The 15,570-nt window shown below is 66.6% G+C and carries 12 protein-coding genes; 4 read left to right on the forward strand and 8 right to left on the reverse strand.

Going from position 1 to position 15,570, the window contains the following annotated elements; translation table 11 throughout:
- Positions 1-119 precede the first annotated feature (119 nt).
- The 5 genes from ABZ783_RS24615 to ABZ783_RS24635 all read right to left on the reverse strand — a co-directional run bounded on the left by ABZ783_RS24615 (position 120) and on the right by ABZ783_RS24635 (position 8,105).
- Positions 120-503 carry a hypothetical protein gene (locus ABZ783_RS24615; protein ID WP_073836445.1) on the reverse strand — a complete coding sequence of 128 codons (384 nt, stop codon included), beginning with the start codon at positions 501-503 and terminating at the stop codon, positions 120-122.
- On the reverse strand, positions 484-3,924 hold the full coding sequence (locus tag ABZ783_RS24620; protein ID WP_357442040.1) for a helicase-related protein: 3,441 nt from the start codon (positions 3,922-3,924) through the stop codon (positions 484-486). The genes ABZ783_RS24615 and ABZ783_RS24620 overlap by 20 nt, the downstream gene beginning before the upstream one ends.
- Entirely contained in the window at positions 3,921-5,930 is a 2,010-nt protein-coding gene (locus tag ABZ783_RS24625; RefSeq protein ID WP_357442041.1) for a hypothetical protein, read from the reverse strand. Before ABZ783_RS24625 ends, ABZ783_RS24620 begins: the two co-directional genes overlap by 4 nt.
- Positions 5,927-7,195 (reverse strand): hypothetical protein, encoded by a 1,269-nt coding sequence (locus ABZ783_RS24630; RefSeq protein WP_357442042.1) that lies wholly within the window; start codon positions 7,193-7,195, stop codon positions 5,927-5,929. Before ABZ783_RS24630 ends, ABZ783_RS24625 begins: the two co-directional genes overlap by 4 nt.
- A gap of 226 nt (positions 7,196-7,421) precedes the next feature.
- Positions 7,422-8,105, reverse strand: a complete 684-nt coding sequence (locus ABZ783_RS24635) for a hypothetical protein (RefSeq protein ID WP_357442043.1) — start codon at positions 8,103-8,105, stop codon at positions 7,422-7,424.
- A 224-nt stretch (positions 8,106-8,329) separates the two neighbouring features.
- Between ABZ783_RS24635 and ABZ783_RS24640 the strand changes: the two genes are divergently transcribed.
- A complete protein-coding gene (locus ABZ783_RS24640; RefSeq protein WP_357442044.1) occupies positions 8,330-8,485 on the forward strand; it encodes a DUF397 domain-containing protein in 156 nt (51 codons plus the stop codon).
- 156 nt (positions 8,486-8,641) lie between these two features.
- On the opposite strand, the gene ABZ783_RS24645 is transcribed toward ABZ783_RS24640, so the two are convergent.
- The 3 genes from ABZ783_RS24645 to ABZ783_RS24655 all read right to left on the reverse strand — a co-directional run bounded on the left by ABZ783_RS24645 (position 8,642) and on the right by ABZ783_RS24655 (position 13,482).
- On the reverse strand, positions 8,642-9,301 hold the full coding sequence (locus tag ABZ783_RS24645; protein ID WP_357442045.1) for a hypothetical protein: 660 nt from the start codon (positions 9,299-9,301) through the stop codon (positions 8,642-8,644).
- A 23-nt stretch (positions 9,302-9,324) separates the two neighbouring features.
- Positions 9,325-11,706, reverse strand: a complete 2,382-nt coding sequence (locus ABZ783_RS24650) for a hypothetical protein (protein ID WP_357442046.1) — start codon at positions 11,704-11,706, stop codon at positions 9,325-9,327.
- A 393-nt stretch (positions 11,707-12,099) separates the two neighbouring features.
- The gene (locus ABZ783_RS24655) at positions 12,100-13,482 is read right to left on the reverse strand and encodes an IS1380 family transposase (protein ID WP_357442047.1); all 1,383 of its coding nucleotides are present in this window, start codon (positions 13,480-13,482) and stop codon (positions 12,100-12,102) included.
- A gap of 265 nt (positions 13,483-13,747) precedes the next feature.
- Between ABZ783_RS24655 and ABZ783_RS24660 the strand changes: the two genes are divergently transcribed.
- From ABZ783_RS24660 to ABZ783_RS24670, 3 genes are all read left to right on the forward strand, one after another.
- On the forward strand, positions 13,748-14,131 hold the full coding sequence (locus tag ABZ783_RS24660; RefSeq protein WP_357442048.1) for a hypothetical protein: 384 nt from the start codon (positions 13,748-13,750) through the stop codon (positions 14,129-14,131).
- A 556-nt stretch (positions 14,132-14,687) separates the two neighbouring features.
- Positions 14,688-15,338 (forward strand): HAD family hydrolase, encoded by a 651-nt coding sequence (locus tag ABZ783_RS24665; protein WP_357442049.1) that lies wholly within the window; start codon positions 14,688-14,690, stop codon positions 15,336-15,338.
- 31 nt (positions 15,339-15,369) lie between these two features.
- On the forward strand, positions 15,370-15,543 hold the full coding sequence (locus tag ABZ783_RS24670) for a hypothetical protein (protein ID WP_357442050.1): 174 nt from the start codon (positions 15,370-15,372) through the stop codon (positions 15,541-15,543).
- The last annotated feature ends 27 nt before the right edge of the window (positions 15,544-15,570 follow it).

The raw sequence follows: 15,570 nt of genomic DNA on the forward strand, positions 1-15,570 counted from the left end.
AACACCTCGTACAGGCGAGTGACGTACCGCTGGGTCACCGCTCTTGTCCTCGGGTGCGGGCGCGGTCGGACTGCCAGCGACGCAGCGCATCTTTGGCCACCCCTCGCGACCGGCAGCGATCAGTAATCGTCGGTGCCGGTCAGTTGGAATTCGTATCGGTCCGCCTCACGCGCCACGGCTCGGACGACGGCTTGGAAGGCGTTCGCGGTGAGTCCGTCTTTCGGGGTCCAGGCTTGGGCGAGCAAGTAGCCGTCCTCATCGACGCGGAATCCGACGAGGCTGCTGTGCCGGTTCCTGAGCCAGGCCTTGCGCGCAAGTTCGGATACCTGCGCGAGGGCCTCAGGGTGGGTGACCACAGCCGTCACGAGGTAGGCATCTGTAAGATCCTGCACCCGCACGGTGTGCGAGCGGTCGTTGGCGAATCGCACGGCGATGTCGTGTCGCTTGACGTGCATGTCGTCGGCGTCGCAGAGGGCGCGCCACTCAGCGCGAGTACCGAACATCCTGCTCCAACTCCGTCCTGAAGTCCGTCATTGGCCGGTCGCGGTCGGGCAGGTGTTGCCGTTCCGCGTCGTCGGCAAGGGCGGTTACCCGACGTAACAGAGCGCTGACGCGGGCGCGGTCGTGTCGGCGGTCGGTGAGCAGCACGTCCTCCTCGAGGGTGAGGTCATAACTGCCGCCACGGGTCCGGACCGCGCCGAGTCGTGCCTCGTTACCGCTGCTCCAGATTTCGAGATCCTGCCATTGCTCGTCGCGGTCGACGCGACCGATGGGGCTGACGCATCGCACGATGATGTGGTCGGCGTCATGTTCCAAGTGGAGGCTGAAGGGCTGCTGGCGACCGGTGGCCAGGACGGCGGTGCCGAGCCGTGTGTCCGGACTCGGTTGGTGCGGTTCCCAGTTGACCGTGATGCCGTCGAGGTCGCCGTGGGACAGCGCGGCAAATCGGTCGAGGTGCTTTCGAACGAGTGACTCGTCGACGGCGAGGGGGCGGTTACGTCCGGCGAGGTGTTGGTCACGGACGGGGAAGGAGGTGGTGAGCGGTTCGGCGTGCACTGGGGGGATGCCCTCGTCGGCCAGTGCTTCCCGGGCGATGTCGAGGTGGCCGTCGCCGGAAGGTGGCATGGTGAGGCCTTCGTGCATCAGGCGGAGGAAGTCGTTGACGCGGTGGAGCACGCGTCGCACTTGGAGGCGTTCGATGGTGTCGGCCAGGTGGGGGTAGTGCACCTGAAGCAGATCCTCGGCGCCGACGGAGTCGAGCGGCTTGGTGAGGCGTCGTTCCGTCTGCGAGCGCATGCGGTCGACTCGTCCGATTCGCTGTTCGATGGCGGACGGGGTCCATGCCAGGCCGTAGTGGTAGACGCGGGAGCAGAAGGTGTGCAGGTCCTCGCCTTCCTGCAGCAGGTCGGTGCAGATGAGCACGAGAGGGTAGCCGGGCAGGCGGAACTGTTGGACGTGGCGGCGGTTGACCCGGCCGGCCATGCCGGCTACCGGTTGCTGCGCGGTGAGGAGCCGACCGACGTGGGTCGGCGTTTCCCGCAGGTCGGCGCGCCGTAGTTCGGGCAGGGTCGTGTCGAGGATCAGGTCGTGGTGCTCGGCGAGGTTGGTGAGTTCGTCGTACGCCGACCAGCCGCGGGCGGTGGTGTTCGCTTGGCGTTCGAGTTCGTCGAGCCAGGCGGTGACGAGTTCACTGCCTGGCTCGATGCCCTCGGACGGGTTGAGTGATTGCAGGTGGTCGGTGACGGTGGCGTAGAGGTCGAGGAAGGCGTGCCCGAGCCGGGATGCGGCGGACAGTAGTTGGGCGCGTTGGTGTTGTTCTCGGAAGGCTGCGGTGAGATCGTCGCTGGCGGGTTTCGGCCAGAGGTCGGCGCGGAGCTGGTCACGGCGGCGGAGCTCGGTGAAGAAGGTGCGGATTTCGAGTAGGTCTGGTTCGGCTTCGGCTGCCGCCGGTCGCTGCTGCTTTCGGGGGCGGTACAGCTCGCGCCAGGCGACCTCGGCGTGGGCCTGGAGTGGGCCGGGGGTGTTGGCGAGCAGTTCCAGCGCTGCGCCCTGTGCGGCGTCGAACCGGGCTCCCCTGGTGGGCTGTCTCGCCTCCGACAGGTAGTGGCGGGAGTACTGGCGGAGCAGCCGGTCGGCCTTGTCTCGGTCTTCGCCGAGCGCGGCTGCGAGACGCTGCATGACCTCCCCGGGGGCGGCGTCGAGGAGTGCCATCAGGTGGTTGTCGTCGAAGAAGATGCCGAGTGGGCTGCCGAGGTTGCGGAAGCGCTCCTGGATACGGGCACCGCTGATGATGCCGTCGGGTCCGCGGCCGCGGAAGAACCAGGCGAAGAAGGTGTCGTCTCCGCCGGAGTCTTCGTCGTGGTTGTTCTGGTGGTTTTCGGCCGTGGCGCGTCGGGAGCGGTGGTCGCGATACTCGGCGAGCTTGGCGTCGAGTGCGGCATGGTGCCGGGGATGGATGCGCTCGCGTAGTCGGGTGATGAGCCAGTCGTTGTATTCGTCGTCGAGTTTCCGCTTCAGTTCGGCGACCGAGGCGACGCGGCGGACGAAGACGAGGCCCTTGTGGCCGTCGCGCCAGGACGAGGCGAGCGCGTTGACGAGGGCGTCCATTTTCGGATGCGGGAGCTCACGGCCGAACCGCCGGACGTGGTCGCGAGCGAGCTCGTCGAGTATCGGCACGTCTGCGCCCTGTCGCTCGGCGAGGTCGGCGGTCTGGTCGGCGCCGTCGAAGTTCGCCGCCTGGTCGTCGTCGCTGGCGTCGTCGGGTTGCTGTTGGCTGGCTGCGCTGGTCTGCAGGAAGGACTCGAACGAGGCGAGCATGCCGACTTGGAAGCGAGCGCCGAACCGTTCGTGTCCGAGAAGGTCGCTGACCTTCTTCTGCACGAGGGCGACGGTGAGCCGTTGACGATCGTCGGTGATCCGGATCGGCTCGTCGTGCACGGTGAGGCCGCCTTGGCGCCACTCCCGCCGGTAGAGGTTCTTGGTCAGCTGCTGGCCGGCGACCTTCAGGGATGTCACTCGGCGGATAAGAAACTGCCCCGTGACCTCCCGTTTTTGGTCTTCGCTGGTGTTGGTGTCGCTTAGGGCGGTGAAGGGTTCGCCCCGGCCGAACAGGTCGAGCTGGTTCCACAGTTGTCGGTAGTCATCGTCGACGGGGGTGGCGGACAGCAGCAGGATCTTGCCGGCGCGTTCGCCGTAGGCGTGCTGCAGATGCGGGTGGACGTCGTCGCGCTCGCGGCCGAGGACCGTGGCGAGGACTCGGTTGCGGGCGGAGGCGTGGGGTCCCCAGCCGTGTTTGAGGTTGTGGGCTTCGTCGACGATCACGAGGTCGAAGTGGGGAATGGCTGCGTTGATCGCTTGGGCGAATCGGTCCTTGATGACGTCGGTGTTGGAGCGCAGGTCGACCAGTTCGTCGGGCAGCCACGGAATTTGCCGCCGGAGCCGGTCGCGGAAGCTCCGGCGTTGGATGGGGTCCTGGCGGAGGGGGAGGCTGAAGCTGGGCATGCGGACAAAGAAGTCCCGGTCCGGGGCGACCGCTGTCTCCTCCAGCAGTTCGATCAGGCTGTCGCAGTGCACGAGTGGCCGTGCGGGTAGACCTCCGGGCATGCGGACGCGAAGGTCGTCGAGGCGGACGTTGTTCGCGGTGAAGACGCCCTGTTCCCGTTGCCACTTGCGTTGGATGTTTTCCCTGGGCGCGATGACGAGTAGCCGCAGGTTGGGGTTGAAGTGGCGCAGCAGGGCGACGACACCGAGCGCGACGTACGTCTTGCCCATGCCCACTTCGTCGGCGAGGTAGGCGATGGAGTGCTGGTGCAGGATGTTGTGTACAGCGACCGCCCCTTCGAGTTGGTCGGTGGCGCGTTGCTCGTTGCCGATGAGCCGGTCGAAGTCCAAAAGCCGGTTGGCGGTGTCCGTGGTGAGTCTCATGCCGGGACCTCCGCAGGCTCGTCGAGGAACCGGGCCTCGTACCAGTCGAGGAAGTGGATCATGTCGTCGTCGTTGCGGGCGGCGATCTGCTCCCGCAGCGGCGTGCGGGCTGCGAGTGCGGTCTCCAGTCGCGCCGCTCCGATCGGGTCGGATGCCCAGAACTGCGGCCAGTCCCGGCGGATGCGGTCGGCGATCTGGTGGGCGCACAGCACGGTGAGATAGCGGTCCACGAGGTCCCCGTCGGTGTCGTCGAGCACCTGCTGGAGCAGGACGGGGAGGGAGTCGTACTTGGCCCCGAAGATGAGGAAGCGGGCGTGTTCCGTGCGGCCGTCGGTCAGCGCCTCCCGGACGGTGCGTGCGAGGCTGGCGAAGGCGTGGGACATGCCGGCGAACCGGTCGAAGATGGTGTCGACGGGCGTGGCGGCCTGGGCGTGGACAGGCTCTTCGCCGGTGAGCCTCGGATCCTGCCCGCCGCAGGCGGCTATGTAGGCGGCGCGTTGGTCGGGGTTGAGCATCGACCAGTAGCGCAGGATCTCGGCGGGGGTGAGTTCGAGCAGCAGGGACGGCCGGTGCGCCATGCCGGTCTCGTGGACGAGCACAGCTCCGCGACGGTCACCGTCGATCACCGTGAGGAAGCTCGACGAGCGCAACCGCTCGGCCAGCTTCCGCGTGTCGCCGGCGGGAAGCTCGGTCCACGTGGCCGGCTGCAGCGGTGGGATGGCGAACAAGGGTCCCGCCTGGTGCACGTCCAGTGGTGGGCTGACGGTGGTGGCGTCCCACAACACGTCGGCCTTTTCGCTGGTCCAGTCGTAGCGGACGAGCAGCGGTATGACGTCGAGGTCGGTGTCGTCGTCCTCGGCGGCGGGGGTCGGCGCGAAGGTCGGGGTCTCGTCGACCGGTTCGAGCCAGAAGCGGGGTCGGCGCGGTGCGGGTACCTCGACGAGGACTCCGGATTCTAGGTTGCCGCCGGCCTGGTGGGCGGGGCCGGTCAGGTTGAAGGAGCCGACGAAGCTGATCTCGTATTCGTTGGTGAAGAAGCGGTACACCTTCGCGTGAACGGTGCGGGGTGCGACGGCCGCGCCGCTGGCTTGCTTGCCGCGGCGGGCCGTGTGGGAGGCGGGCAGCCGGCCCCACTGGCCGCCTTGGGCCTGCACCCACTGGTAGAGGGCTTCGCGGCAGCGCGCCAGGCCGCGTTCCTCTGGCAGGAGGATGCGCCAGCGTCGCGGCTGGAACCGATCGAGCAGCGCGGCTAGCGGAGCCGAAACGTCCGCCTCGTCCAGGTACGGGGAGATGATCTCCAGGCTTGCCCCGCGAAGCCACTTCCCCGCGATGTGGTCGAGCTGGTCGACAAGTGACGCCGCGCCGCGGCTGCCGGTGACGATGAAGTGCGGATGCAGGACCTGGTTGGACGAGCGTTGGGTGATCGGCTGCACTGCGGACAGGAACGCGTCCACCTGCTCCAACGCGTGGTGCGGGCCGAGGTGCTTGGCCAAGGTGCGCAACCGGCGCAGGAACCGTCGCATGTCGGCCGCGGTGCGAGACCGCCCGCCCTCGGGGATTTCGTCAAGGTGGAAGCATTCGACGTTCTCCCACCAGCCCGCCTGGGTGAGGTTCGCCGACGCGGTCAGCGCCACCAGGGCCCGCTCCCCCGTGTCGTCGTCTTCGACGAGGATGAACGCGTTCTTGGGATGAAAGTAGCCGCGGGTCAGCTGCACAGGGATGCGACGGACGTCCAGGCAGGCGGTGCCGTCGCCGACAACGAGCGCTTTACGGTCGTAGTAGACGGCCACCTGCCCGGCAAGGGGTCGCAGGGCATCCTCGAGTTGCAGCCGCCGAATCTGGGGCGCCTGGTGCAGCGGCAGGTCGAACAGCGCGGGAAGGATTTCCTGCTCGAAGAAGCCAGGCTCGAAGCGGAAGGTGCAGAACACCGCGGCGAGGACCCGCCGTCCACGGATCTGCTCCCGCAGCGCCTCGGTGAGCACAGCCTTCGGGATCCGGTCGTTCATGCGCTCTCCTCGTTCGCGGCGACCAGGCGGATGAGGGACGGCAGGAAGTACGGGTACCACCACAGGTCCCGGATCTCGTCCGCGGCCGGCAGGCCGGTGGGCTCGTCACGGAAACGCACTCGCAGCCGGTCGCCGTCGGTCACCTCCAACCAGGCGAGCCCTCCCCCACGTTCGCGCATCACCGTGGCGTTGCGTTGCGCCAGGACATGGATCAGCCGCCGCCAATCACCCTGGACCAGCGCGTCGGCGATGTCGCGCCACTGTCGATCGGACAGCACCGCCGCCGCCTGCGGGTGCACCGATTCCAGCCGGTCGCCCCAGACCGCGTGCAGGTCCTCGATCACCGTGTCGACGTGGGCGTCGTCGCGACCGAGGAGGTAGCTGAACAGCACCGTCGCGGGTGCCAGAACGGACTCGCACATGACGATGCGGCGCAGCCGCTCGCCCACGTCCGCCCAGCCTTGAAGCTCGGCGTCCTCGGCGAGCTGCGCGACGTAGATCCCCAGCGGCCCGTCGGACGGCCGCGGTCGGGCCGCCACAAGCATCGCCAAGCGGGCCTGCCGACCCTTCGTCGGGTCCAGTGGGCCACCTTCGATCAGGTGGCGGCGGTAGAAGTCCCGCTCCTTCGCCGACAAGGTTGGGTCCAGCACCGCCGCCACGGCGGCGCGTTTGCTGTTTTCGCGCAGGTCGAAGCCGTAGGAGGCCTGGGTGAGCGCCCGGGTGAGCTGCTGGGCGTCGCGGCCCCAGGCTGCGGCGAGGCGGGGTAGGTAGGTGGCGTCGACGAACGCCGCGGCTTGGGGCGTGAGGCGGGCCGGGGAGCCGGGAGCGAGGAGTCCCGATGCCCTCGCTGGTGCGGTGTAGTTGCCCAGTAGGCCGTCGGTCTTCTGGTTGCTCAGGATCTGATACGCGGGGTCAGCCGACAGTCGTACCTTTCCGCCGTTGCTTCCGGCCGACGCGGCGCGGGCGGCGATGCGCTGGCGTCCGAAGAATCCGCGGTCGTCGTAGACGACGTGCCGGACGTAACCGGCCATCTGCTCCCAGACCAGGAACGCCGCTTGCCGCTGCGCGTCATCCTCGGCGGGGCCGATTTCGGTGAGCCGCAGGCCGACCAGCAGGGTGGTGAACGCGGCGAGGTCGGTGGTGACCGTCGTCAGGTTGCCGATCAGTGGGCGGCCCATGGCCGACCACACCGGTTGGGCACCGAGCCCGTCTCGTGATCCCTTGATGCGTGCGCGGGGGTCCAATTCGGTCAGGAAGACAGCCACGGCTCGATCCTGGCCAACTCGGTCACGTCAGGCATCGACCGTATCGTCATAGATGCTGACCGTTTCACGTCGTCACCTCGGCGCCTGGTGCAAGGCGTCTTCTCCTCATGGACAGCTTGGTTGGCGCGATGGCGGTATGTCGGGCTCGAGGACTCACATACCTCTCACTGGTGCCCACCTGCAGCACCTTCCATCCTGCGATGGGAGTGTGGATCCAGCCTTGGCGTCAGCGGTACTGGCGCTGCTGGGCGGATAGGATCTCGTTCCGCAGTTCGGCTGGCAGCTCGACCACCTCGACATGGATGTCGAAGGTGCGCAGTGCGGTGGCCGCCCAGGAACGGGCGATGGTGAAGTGCCGGGCGGCCTCCTCGTCGGACAGGCACAACACCAAGCGTGGCGGGACTGGCAGCATCGAGGCGACGAAGAGAAGACGCATCGCGTCGGCGAGGATCTTGTGCTTCTGGGCGGACTTCGGCGGGCCTTGATGTGCCCAGGCCTCGACGAGCAGGGTGAGTTCCTCATCGGCGCCGTCGACTTCGACCCTGGCTCCGTCGGGGAGGGCGAATCTGCGTGGCCTCAGCGTCTTGCCCAGCCGTTCACCCAACAGGCCGAGCATGACGCCTTCGGCCCGCCGTTGCGCCGCGCTGTCCCCAGCGGCCGGCTCGGGCAGGACCTCCTGCGCCACCATGGCAGCCGCGGGGAGCGTGCCGCCCAGAAGCTCGTTGACGATCTTGCCGTGGGTGCCTATGTAGCGGCGGAGCCGGCGGCTTTGTTCCAGTCTGCGGCAGGCTTGGTTGATCGTTTGCCGTGGCTGTACGTCGAGGCGCCGTGCGAGTTCGTCGTCGTCGAGGGGAAGCCTGGTGCGCAGCAGTTCCTGGATGATGCGCTCCGCGATGGTGAGGTGAGCCATGCCGGTCAGATACTCCTTTCCCTGTGCTGGGTTGTCGCGTCGATCTCAGGGGCGTCCCCAGATCAGCTGCCGCTCGTCGGCGGCCCGATCGCGGCCCTGGCCGCTTTTCGTGCTGTCGCAGTTCAGGCAGCCCAAGCCGATTGTGGGCAGTCCGCGCCGGCCTACCTCAAATCGGATGAGGCTGCGGGAACAGCGGCCGCACTCGTCCCCGAGTTGCCCGCTGCATGGGGCGATGCATCGAGGTCGCCATCAACCTTCCCGGCATTGTCGCCGTACGTGACTCCAAGGAGCAGGCTGGTCCCGTACTCACCTTTGCGCCGGCAGCCTGGTCAGCATTCACCGCCGCAGCTACGGATGGTGTTCTCGCACGGACGGTGTGACGGCCAACAGCGGTTCAGATGATCGAGGGGAACTGCCCGGCGGTGCCGAGCGGGCTGGTCGGACCGGCGCGGCTCTTCGGCGTGAAGGCAACACAAATGCTGACCACGCAGCCATCCCACGCCGGGCCGCGGTGGCATCTCGCGTCAGCGTGGTACTTATCTGTTCCCAGCGTCGGGCACCCGACGCAGTTCGGTCTCCCATCCGATCACCGCATCGTCCCAAGCTATCCGCCCGACATCGCGAAGCCAGTAGATGGCGTAGAGCAGGTTCTGCAAGGACGTCGGGCGCAGCCGTTCGTATGCCGTCCGCAACACCAAGGTTCCTCCGGCTTCGTCGACCAGTTCGTCAACGACCTGACGGAGGTCGCCGTCGAGCCGCGGCTCGGCCGACCTGTCACCACCGTCGGCACCGTGAGGCGCAGGCGCGCTCGACGGCACGGGCTCTCGGAGTTCTGACAAGGTGTCAGGGGCTGATGCGCTAAGGGCCTGTTGATTCAACTCCATGAGGGTGGCTTTGAAGGTCAGGGTGTTGGCCGATATCTCGGCGAGCTGGCGTTGGGCGGCGCGGACCAGTTGCTCGACCTGATCAAGCGCGACGCCGGTTTCTGCGTTCAACCTACGGCTCTGGCTGGCTGCAAGGATCGAAAACGCCCACTGCGTCACTAGGCCGGCGATCACAGCGGCGACGAACGGAGTATTGAGCCAATCTGGCAGATGGCCCCTCATCGCGCTCCACAACTCGTTGAGTCCAGGCAATCCGACTAACGAAAACCACATCACGAGGAAAACTTCCGTCGTGGTTTTCGCTGAGACCATCGCGCCTCCCTCGAAGCAGGCCGCTACGACAGCCTACCGTTCGAACCGTTCGGCAGACCGGACAAGATCTCGTACAGCAGGCCCCCTATCCACCGGAGTTCGGGCTCACCACCCCGGATGCCGATCGTCGACGCGACCCGCGGCGACACGAAGACTCGGATGCTCTTGGCGAGCTTCTGGAAGTCCTTGACCGCCGCCTCGGCCGTGCTCGATATCTTGTCTATCTCCTTCGGCTCGCCCCGGCCGTCGCGCAAGAACGCGACGAGTTGCCCGTCCATGGGACGCGCCGGGATATCGATAAGAATCTCGGCAATGTCGACCTCTCCGAGCCGCGGGTACCGCGACATGAGTTCGTCTGCGAGGGCTCGGCGCAGCTCCGCTTCCCCGCTCCGGTCGCTACGCTCGGCGCGCGACATGGCGCTCAGGCGGCGGAAGACGAACCCCTCCTCTCGGTCGTCGGTTACCGGAACCTGATAGAGCTGCTCGAACAGGCCGGCGCCTCGTAGCGGAATGAACATGGCCATCGGCGAGCGCCGCCCGGTGTGCTCCTCATACAACTCATTCATCCTGCGGACGACGTCCGCTTCGGATGACACCAGAACCTCGCGGCGCAGTGTTGTTTCATCCAATCTGGTATAGTCGATGTTGTCGGCGACGTGAAGAAACATCGCCATGAGAGCGCGATTCCTTTGGTGCCAGTAGATCGCGCGAAAGTTAGCCAGGCGGGCATGGATCACGGACTCGACCGCTGGCAACGCTCCGATGTCGAAGGCAAGGGACTCCATGTTGAGAAGATCGGGAACCATGATCGCCGACCGCATAAGCCGGGAGTAGTCGATGGCCTGGCCGACAGGCACCCCGGTGCACAACGCGTCAAGGTAGAGATAGGACAACTTATCGACATCGACGCCTGAGTCGATCATCGAGTTGACGAACTGCTCAATGGGGCCGTATTGCCTTAGCTGGTATCGCTCCCCGAAGATGACCCTCCAGAGCGCCTCCGGATCTATAGCTGCGCCGATCAAGAGTTCGCGGAGTGGTATGTGCTGCTCGCCCGTGAAATGGCTGAAGTCCGACTCCATGACTTCATCGAAGAGCGCTCGGTTCGTGAAGATCGACTTGGCAGACTCCTGGAAGGTGTGCAGGAACGGGAAGTGATTGATGTCGTGCAGCAGGGCAGCCACGATGGCGAAACGGATGTCCTTGCTGTCGAAGGTTCGCAAAAACCGAGGCTCGGAGAAGAGATGTTTCAGGAGATCAGCCGTGAGGCTGGCGCAATGCATCATGTGCATCGCACGGCTATGCTCCGCACCGACGAAGACGTACCGGAGGAGCGTGAGTTGCTTTACTTCGAATAGTCTGGTAAAGGCCGGATGTTTGACGATCTCCCCGAGGACGCCCACCTTGGTGAACACTTGCCCGTCGGGAAAGACCTCGACGTCGATGTTGCGTGCGTTCCGAACGAGTTCGGGAACCCCGTACGGGTGCAAAAATTCAGGCTTCGCTCGTTCAAGTAGGCGCCGAATCTCCTTGGCTTTGATCTCCATACACCCGGGGTAGCTCGTGAGGTAATCAGCCACTTCGTCCAGATATCGGCGATGCGTTGCGTCGAGGTTTGTCGCCGCACTCGTCATCTCCCGGGTGAGCAAGCCGAACTGATACCAGTCCAGCCACGCCAGTGGCTCTTCCACACTCAGCTTGGCGAGATCGATCCGGCCTGCTCGATCGGCGCGAGCCCTGTACCAGGCCTCAGGCGCCAATCGCTGATCGACTTGCAGGATGGTGTGGCGTGACGCCTCGTTGACGCTGAGGACCTGACTTGAGTTGAGGTCGATGACGACAACTGGCTTACCCTGCTCGTCAGGATGGATGACGTTGGCGGCCCGCAGGTCGAAGTGTCCCACGTTTTTGGCGTGCAGAGCGATCAGCGCCCGCAGCACACTTTCGAGCCAGGGGACGACGAGCCTGACTTGATCCAAATTCGGGGTGTGGAGGTTGCGCAATCGCTCGTCCACCGATTGACCTTCGATGAAGTCGCGTACGACCACCAGCACGTCAACGCTCCGCGCCTCGTTTGAGAGCCTCGCCGGGCCACTCCACTCCTCGTAAACCCGAGGCAATTCGGGTCTGTCTACCGCTCTGAGGGCATTGAGTTCATGATAGACACTTGAGGCCGCCACCTGCGCCCAGCCGATATCGTGCTCGTCGGACGTTCGTAGGCAACGCGCAAGCAACTGCTTCCCGGCAGGTGACCTGACCAATAGCAGTGCCTGGTGTCGTCTACCACTGGGAATTTGGCCTTCGACGGTCAGCTCGACGTCGTTGACCTTGAGCAGCTGAAAAGCCGATGCTTCGACTCGCACCATGACGCTCCGGCGATAGGTCTTCCGGCGAAGCCGCGTCACCCAATCCTACTGTTTCCAGGCAGCACACCCAATGCACCTGTGAACCGATGCGACGTCGACCGTCCGGGCAATGTAGAGGGTCCTATCGTCGGCGTGCAGTGCGAAGTGGCTAAGCCGCCGGCCACGCCAGACCCTTGCCTCTGCTCCAGAGATGCCTGTGCATGCCGCACGTGGCATCTCATCAGGCCGGGAAACGTCGGTCGCAACTAGCCGCAAATCGGACCAGACATTAGTCTCGATGATTCGCGCCTGACGCCGGCTCCTTCGGCCCGGCACGTCTGATCGTTGTCTGTCGATGTGGCCTGGTTCCGGGCGTGGTGGTGGGCCGTCTGTCGCGGCGGCGGGCGTGGTCTCCTGGGTCCTCCGGGTTGTCGGGGCGGCGGGTTGTGCTGGTCAGCCGGGGGCGGGGATGGCCGTGATCCGGGTGAACGCGGTGGTGATCTGTTCGGCCCAGGGCCAGGTGGCGGGGATGCGTAGCCAGCGGCGGCGTTGGCCGTGCACGAGGCGGGCGGCGGTGTGCAGGATCCGGTAGCGCAGCCGTTTCGGTTCGGCCTTGGCCAGGTCGCCGTCGAGGCCGATGAGCTGCAGCCAGGCGATGAGGTCGACGGCGATCGCTGCGGCGGTGCACCAGGCGGCGTTGATGGCGAACTCGCGGGAGGGTAGCCGGCGCAGGCCGGTGTCCTTGGCGCAGCGGATCCGGTCCTCGATCCGGGTGTGGGGCCGGTGGCGGGCCTCCAACCACTGCAAGGCTCCTGTCGGGGTGTTGGTGGCGAAGGCGGTGTAGCGCCAGCCGTCCCGGTGCTCGAACAGGGTGAGTTGGGCGCCGGGGTGGGGGCGTTCCCGCCGGACGATGACCCGCATCCCGGCCGGCCAGCCTGGCAGGGGCAGCAGGCCGGTCAGTTCGGCGACGGCGGCGCCGTCACGCACACTGCCGTCGGCGTTGATCGCCGGCGACCACGCCGAGGCGGGTAGGGCGGTGATGGCGGCGCGTTCGGTCTCGCCGATCGACCAACCGAGGGAGTACTCCACTCGCCGGCCGCGTTTGCTGTCCTGCTGCGTGAGCCAGTCGAGCACGGCGTGGGTGGCTGCGGCGGAGTCACCGCGGATGAGCAGGTGCCGCCGGTGCGGTGTGGGGACCTGCGCGATTGCTTGGGCGAGCACGTCGAGGTGATCGGCGGCGGTGTTGGCCCCGGCGTTGCCTGGCCGTAGCTTGATGGCCAGCAGTTCGGCGGTGTTGTCGCAGGTCACCAGGATCGGATGGAAGCCGTAGCTGTGCTTGTAGGTGGCCGCGGCGCCTTCCTTGTCGCTGTGCGCGATCACGATCGTGGAGTCCACATCCAGCACGACGATCCCGGCGCCGATGTCCCGACCGGCCGCTCGTGCCGCCGGTGGGCCGCCGAACAGCTGCCACATCCGGGCCCGCACCTTCGCCCTGGCGTTGGCGATGCGCCGCAGCTGCACCACACCGACCTCGTCCAGGGTCCGCCACACCGTGGTGTCCGAAGCCACCGGCCCGAACACCTCCTGCTGATGGCGCAGCACGTCGATATCCGCGATCGCGTCCCCACCGTCAGCGATCATCACGGCAAGGTCCACCAGCACCCGACCCCGATCATGCACCGGCCACCAGCCGGCCCGGACCAACCCCGCCGTCAACCCTGCGGTCAACCCGGCCCGAGCAGCCAGCAACCGCAACAGCGCCGCACCGACGTGCGACACCACACCCGAACCACCCGCGGTGACCCGCAGATCCCTCGACCACTCCGTAAGCTGCACCTCGGAAGTGCCTCCCCCAGAGAGAAACCTGTAGATGTCGCAATCACAAGTTTCCCTTGCAAGGCAGGCACTTCCGCTCATCTACACGCCGACGAAGGGCACATCTCGGCGATCACCGTGAGTCACCCACCCTAGGGAGACCGGCCACATAAGTTCCAGTTCGCAACTTCCCGCATACGCGGTGCCCGGCGTTCGGCCGTCTCGTGCGTCGCCGGACGGTCGTCAGATCTCCTGGCGCGGCGACCAACTCGCCCGCGAAGCGCCGGTGGCCGCGGTGCTCGACCGCGCCCCTCAGGTGCTGCTACCCATCGTTCATCCCGACCTCGGTGAGGAGGCGCTGAGCCGCGAGGCGCTCAGCGAGGTTCTCTACCTTGGTACGAGCGACGGTTTACGGTGGGATCTCAGCCTCGGTGACGAGGTGAAGCTCATCGTCAACACGGGCTGCGAGCTGGTCGACGAAGACCTGATCGAGGAGACGCTCGCCACGCAGCCGGACGTGGCGGAGGCCTACCACGCCGATCGGGAACTCTTCGAGGCGAGCCTGACGCGCGTCTTGCGGGCCGACGACGTGTTCGCCAGGTGGCTCGACGCGATCATCACCGCGCACCGGGAACTCGCCCAGCGGCGCGGCGTCGAACTCCCGTACTGACCGAACGGCGGTCCGGGCCAGCCCCGCTGACAACGCGACGGTCAACCCGGCCCGATCAGCCAGCAACCGCAACAGCGCCAGACCGGCGTGCGACACCACACCCGACCCGCCCGCGGTGACCCGCAGATCCCTCGACCACGCCGTAAGCTGCACCTCGGAAGTGCCTCCCCCGAAGAGAACCTGTAGATGTCGCAATCACAGGTTTCCCTTGCAGGGCAGGCATTTCCGCTCATCTACACGTCGACGAACAGCGCATCCTGGCGATCGCGGTGAATCACCCAGGCTAACTGCGAGTCCACTCGCAAAGTGCGACATCGTGTCGCAACGGCATGTCCGGACGCCCTCGCCCCTCATGGCAGTCGATCAGGCAGCGGGACGCGCGGAATGCGGCAGAAGCGTCCTTCTCGTCCCCGGTCGTGCACCGGCCGGCGGTGCTGCCTCGCAACGTGGTCGACCTGTCCGAGTTCGCCGCCACCTCGGCGGTGACGGCGATCCGGCGCCTCCGGGGACGTGGGTGCCGCCAGGTTCGCCCTACCCACTCAACTAGCCTGTCCGGATGATCAATCCGATCGGGCTTGTCATCTTCGACTGCGACGGGGTGCTGGTCGACAGCGAGCGCATCGCGGTCCGTGTCAACATCGCGCTTGGCGCGGAACTGGGCTGGCCGCTGACCGAGGCAGAGATCATCGAGCGCTTCATCGGCCGGTCCAGCACGTCCATCGGTGAACAGATCGCGGCTCGCCTCGGGCAGGGCGTGGCTGCCACCTGGGCCGACCGGTTCGACCTAGCACACCGCCAAGCGGTGGACGCCGGACTGACCCCCGTTGACGGGATCCACGAGGCGCTCGATGAGATCACCCTGCCAACGTGCGTGGCTTCCAGCGGTACGCACGAGAAGATGCGCCACACCCTGGGTCGCACCGGCCTGTACCCCCGCTTTGAGGGCCGCATCTTTAGCGCCACCGAGGTCGCCCACGGCAAGCCCGCCCCCGACCTGTTCCTACACGCGGCGGCGATGATGGGTGTCTCTCCCGCGGCGTGCGTCGTGGTCGAGGACAGCCAGTACGGAGTCCAAGCGGCCCGCGCCGCCGGGATGCGCTGCTTCGGCTATGCGGGCGGATTGACCCCCGCGCGCCGGCTGGAGGGCCCGGACACGGTGGTCTTCGACGACATGCGCAAACTCCCGGCTCTGCTGGACGCAGCCTGACCACGCGCGACGACCACAGCATCAACGCAGCATGGGCGTGTTCGGCGAACTTGCCGATCGCGGCGTCGACGGCGCGCTGCACTCGGCGGTCCAGCCTGGCGTACGCGGGCAGAAATCCGCGGTCGATGGCCAGCTCAGCCATACCGTTCCCCCCGTCGCCGGTGCCTTGGGTAGACCGAGGTGCCATGTGCTGGCACTGTCGTGAGCCTTGGACAGGGGTGAGCGGTGGCGA

Source organism: Micromonospora sp. NPDC047738 (assembly GCF_040642675.1).
Taxonomy (GTDB): Bacteria; Actinomycetota; Actinomycetes; order Mycobacteriales; family Micromonosporaceae; genus Micromonospora.

What these genes read in the sequence shown, in the direction of transcription:
- ABZ783_RS24670 (WP_357442050.1), top strand. Translation starts at nt 15,370, where the DNA reads ATGGGCGTGTTCGGCGAACTTGCCGATCGCGGCGTCGACGGCGCGCTG.
- ABZ783_RS24615 (WP_073836445.1), bottom strand. Translation starts at nt 503, where the DNA reads ATGTTCGGTACTCGCGCTGAGTGGCGCGCCCTCTGCGACGCCGACGAC.
- ABZ783_RS24620 (WP_357442040.1), bottom strand. Translation starts at nt 3,924, where the DNA reads ATGAGACTCACCACGGACACCGCCAACCGGCTTTTGGACTTCGACCGG.
- ABZ783_RS24640 (WP_357442044.1), top strand. Translation starts at nt 8,330, where the DNA reads ATGGGGCGATGCATCGAGGTCGCCATCAACCTTCCCGGCATTGTCGCC.
- ABZ783_RS24625 (WP_357442041.1), bottom strand. Translation starts at nt 5,930, where the DNA reads ATGAACGACCGGATCCCGAAGGCTGTGCTCACCGAGGCGCTGCGGGAG.
- ABZ783_RS24665 (WP_357442049.1), top strand. Translation starts at nt 14,688, where the DNA reads ATGATCAATCCGATCGGGCTTGTCATCTTCGACTGCGACGGGGTGCTG.
- ABZ783_RS24645 (WP_357442045.1), bottom strand. Translation starts at nt 9,301, where the DNA reads ATGGTCTCAGCGAAAACCACGACGGAAGTTTTCCTCGTGATGTGGTTT.
- ABZ783_RS24635 (WP_357442043.1), bottom strand. Translation starts at nt 8,105, where the DNA reads ATGGCTCACCTCACCATCGCGGAGCGCATCATCCAGGAACTGCTGCGC.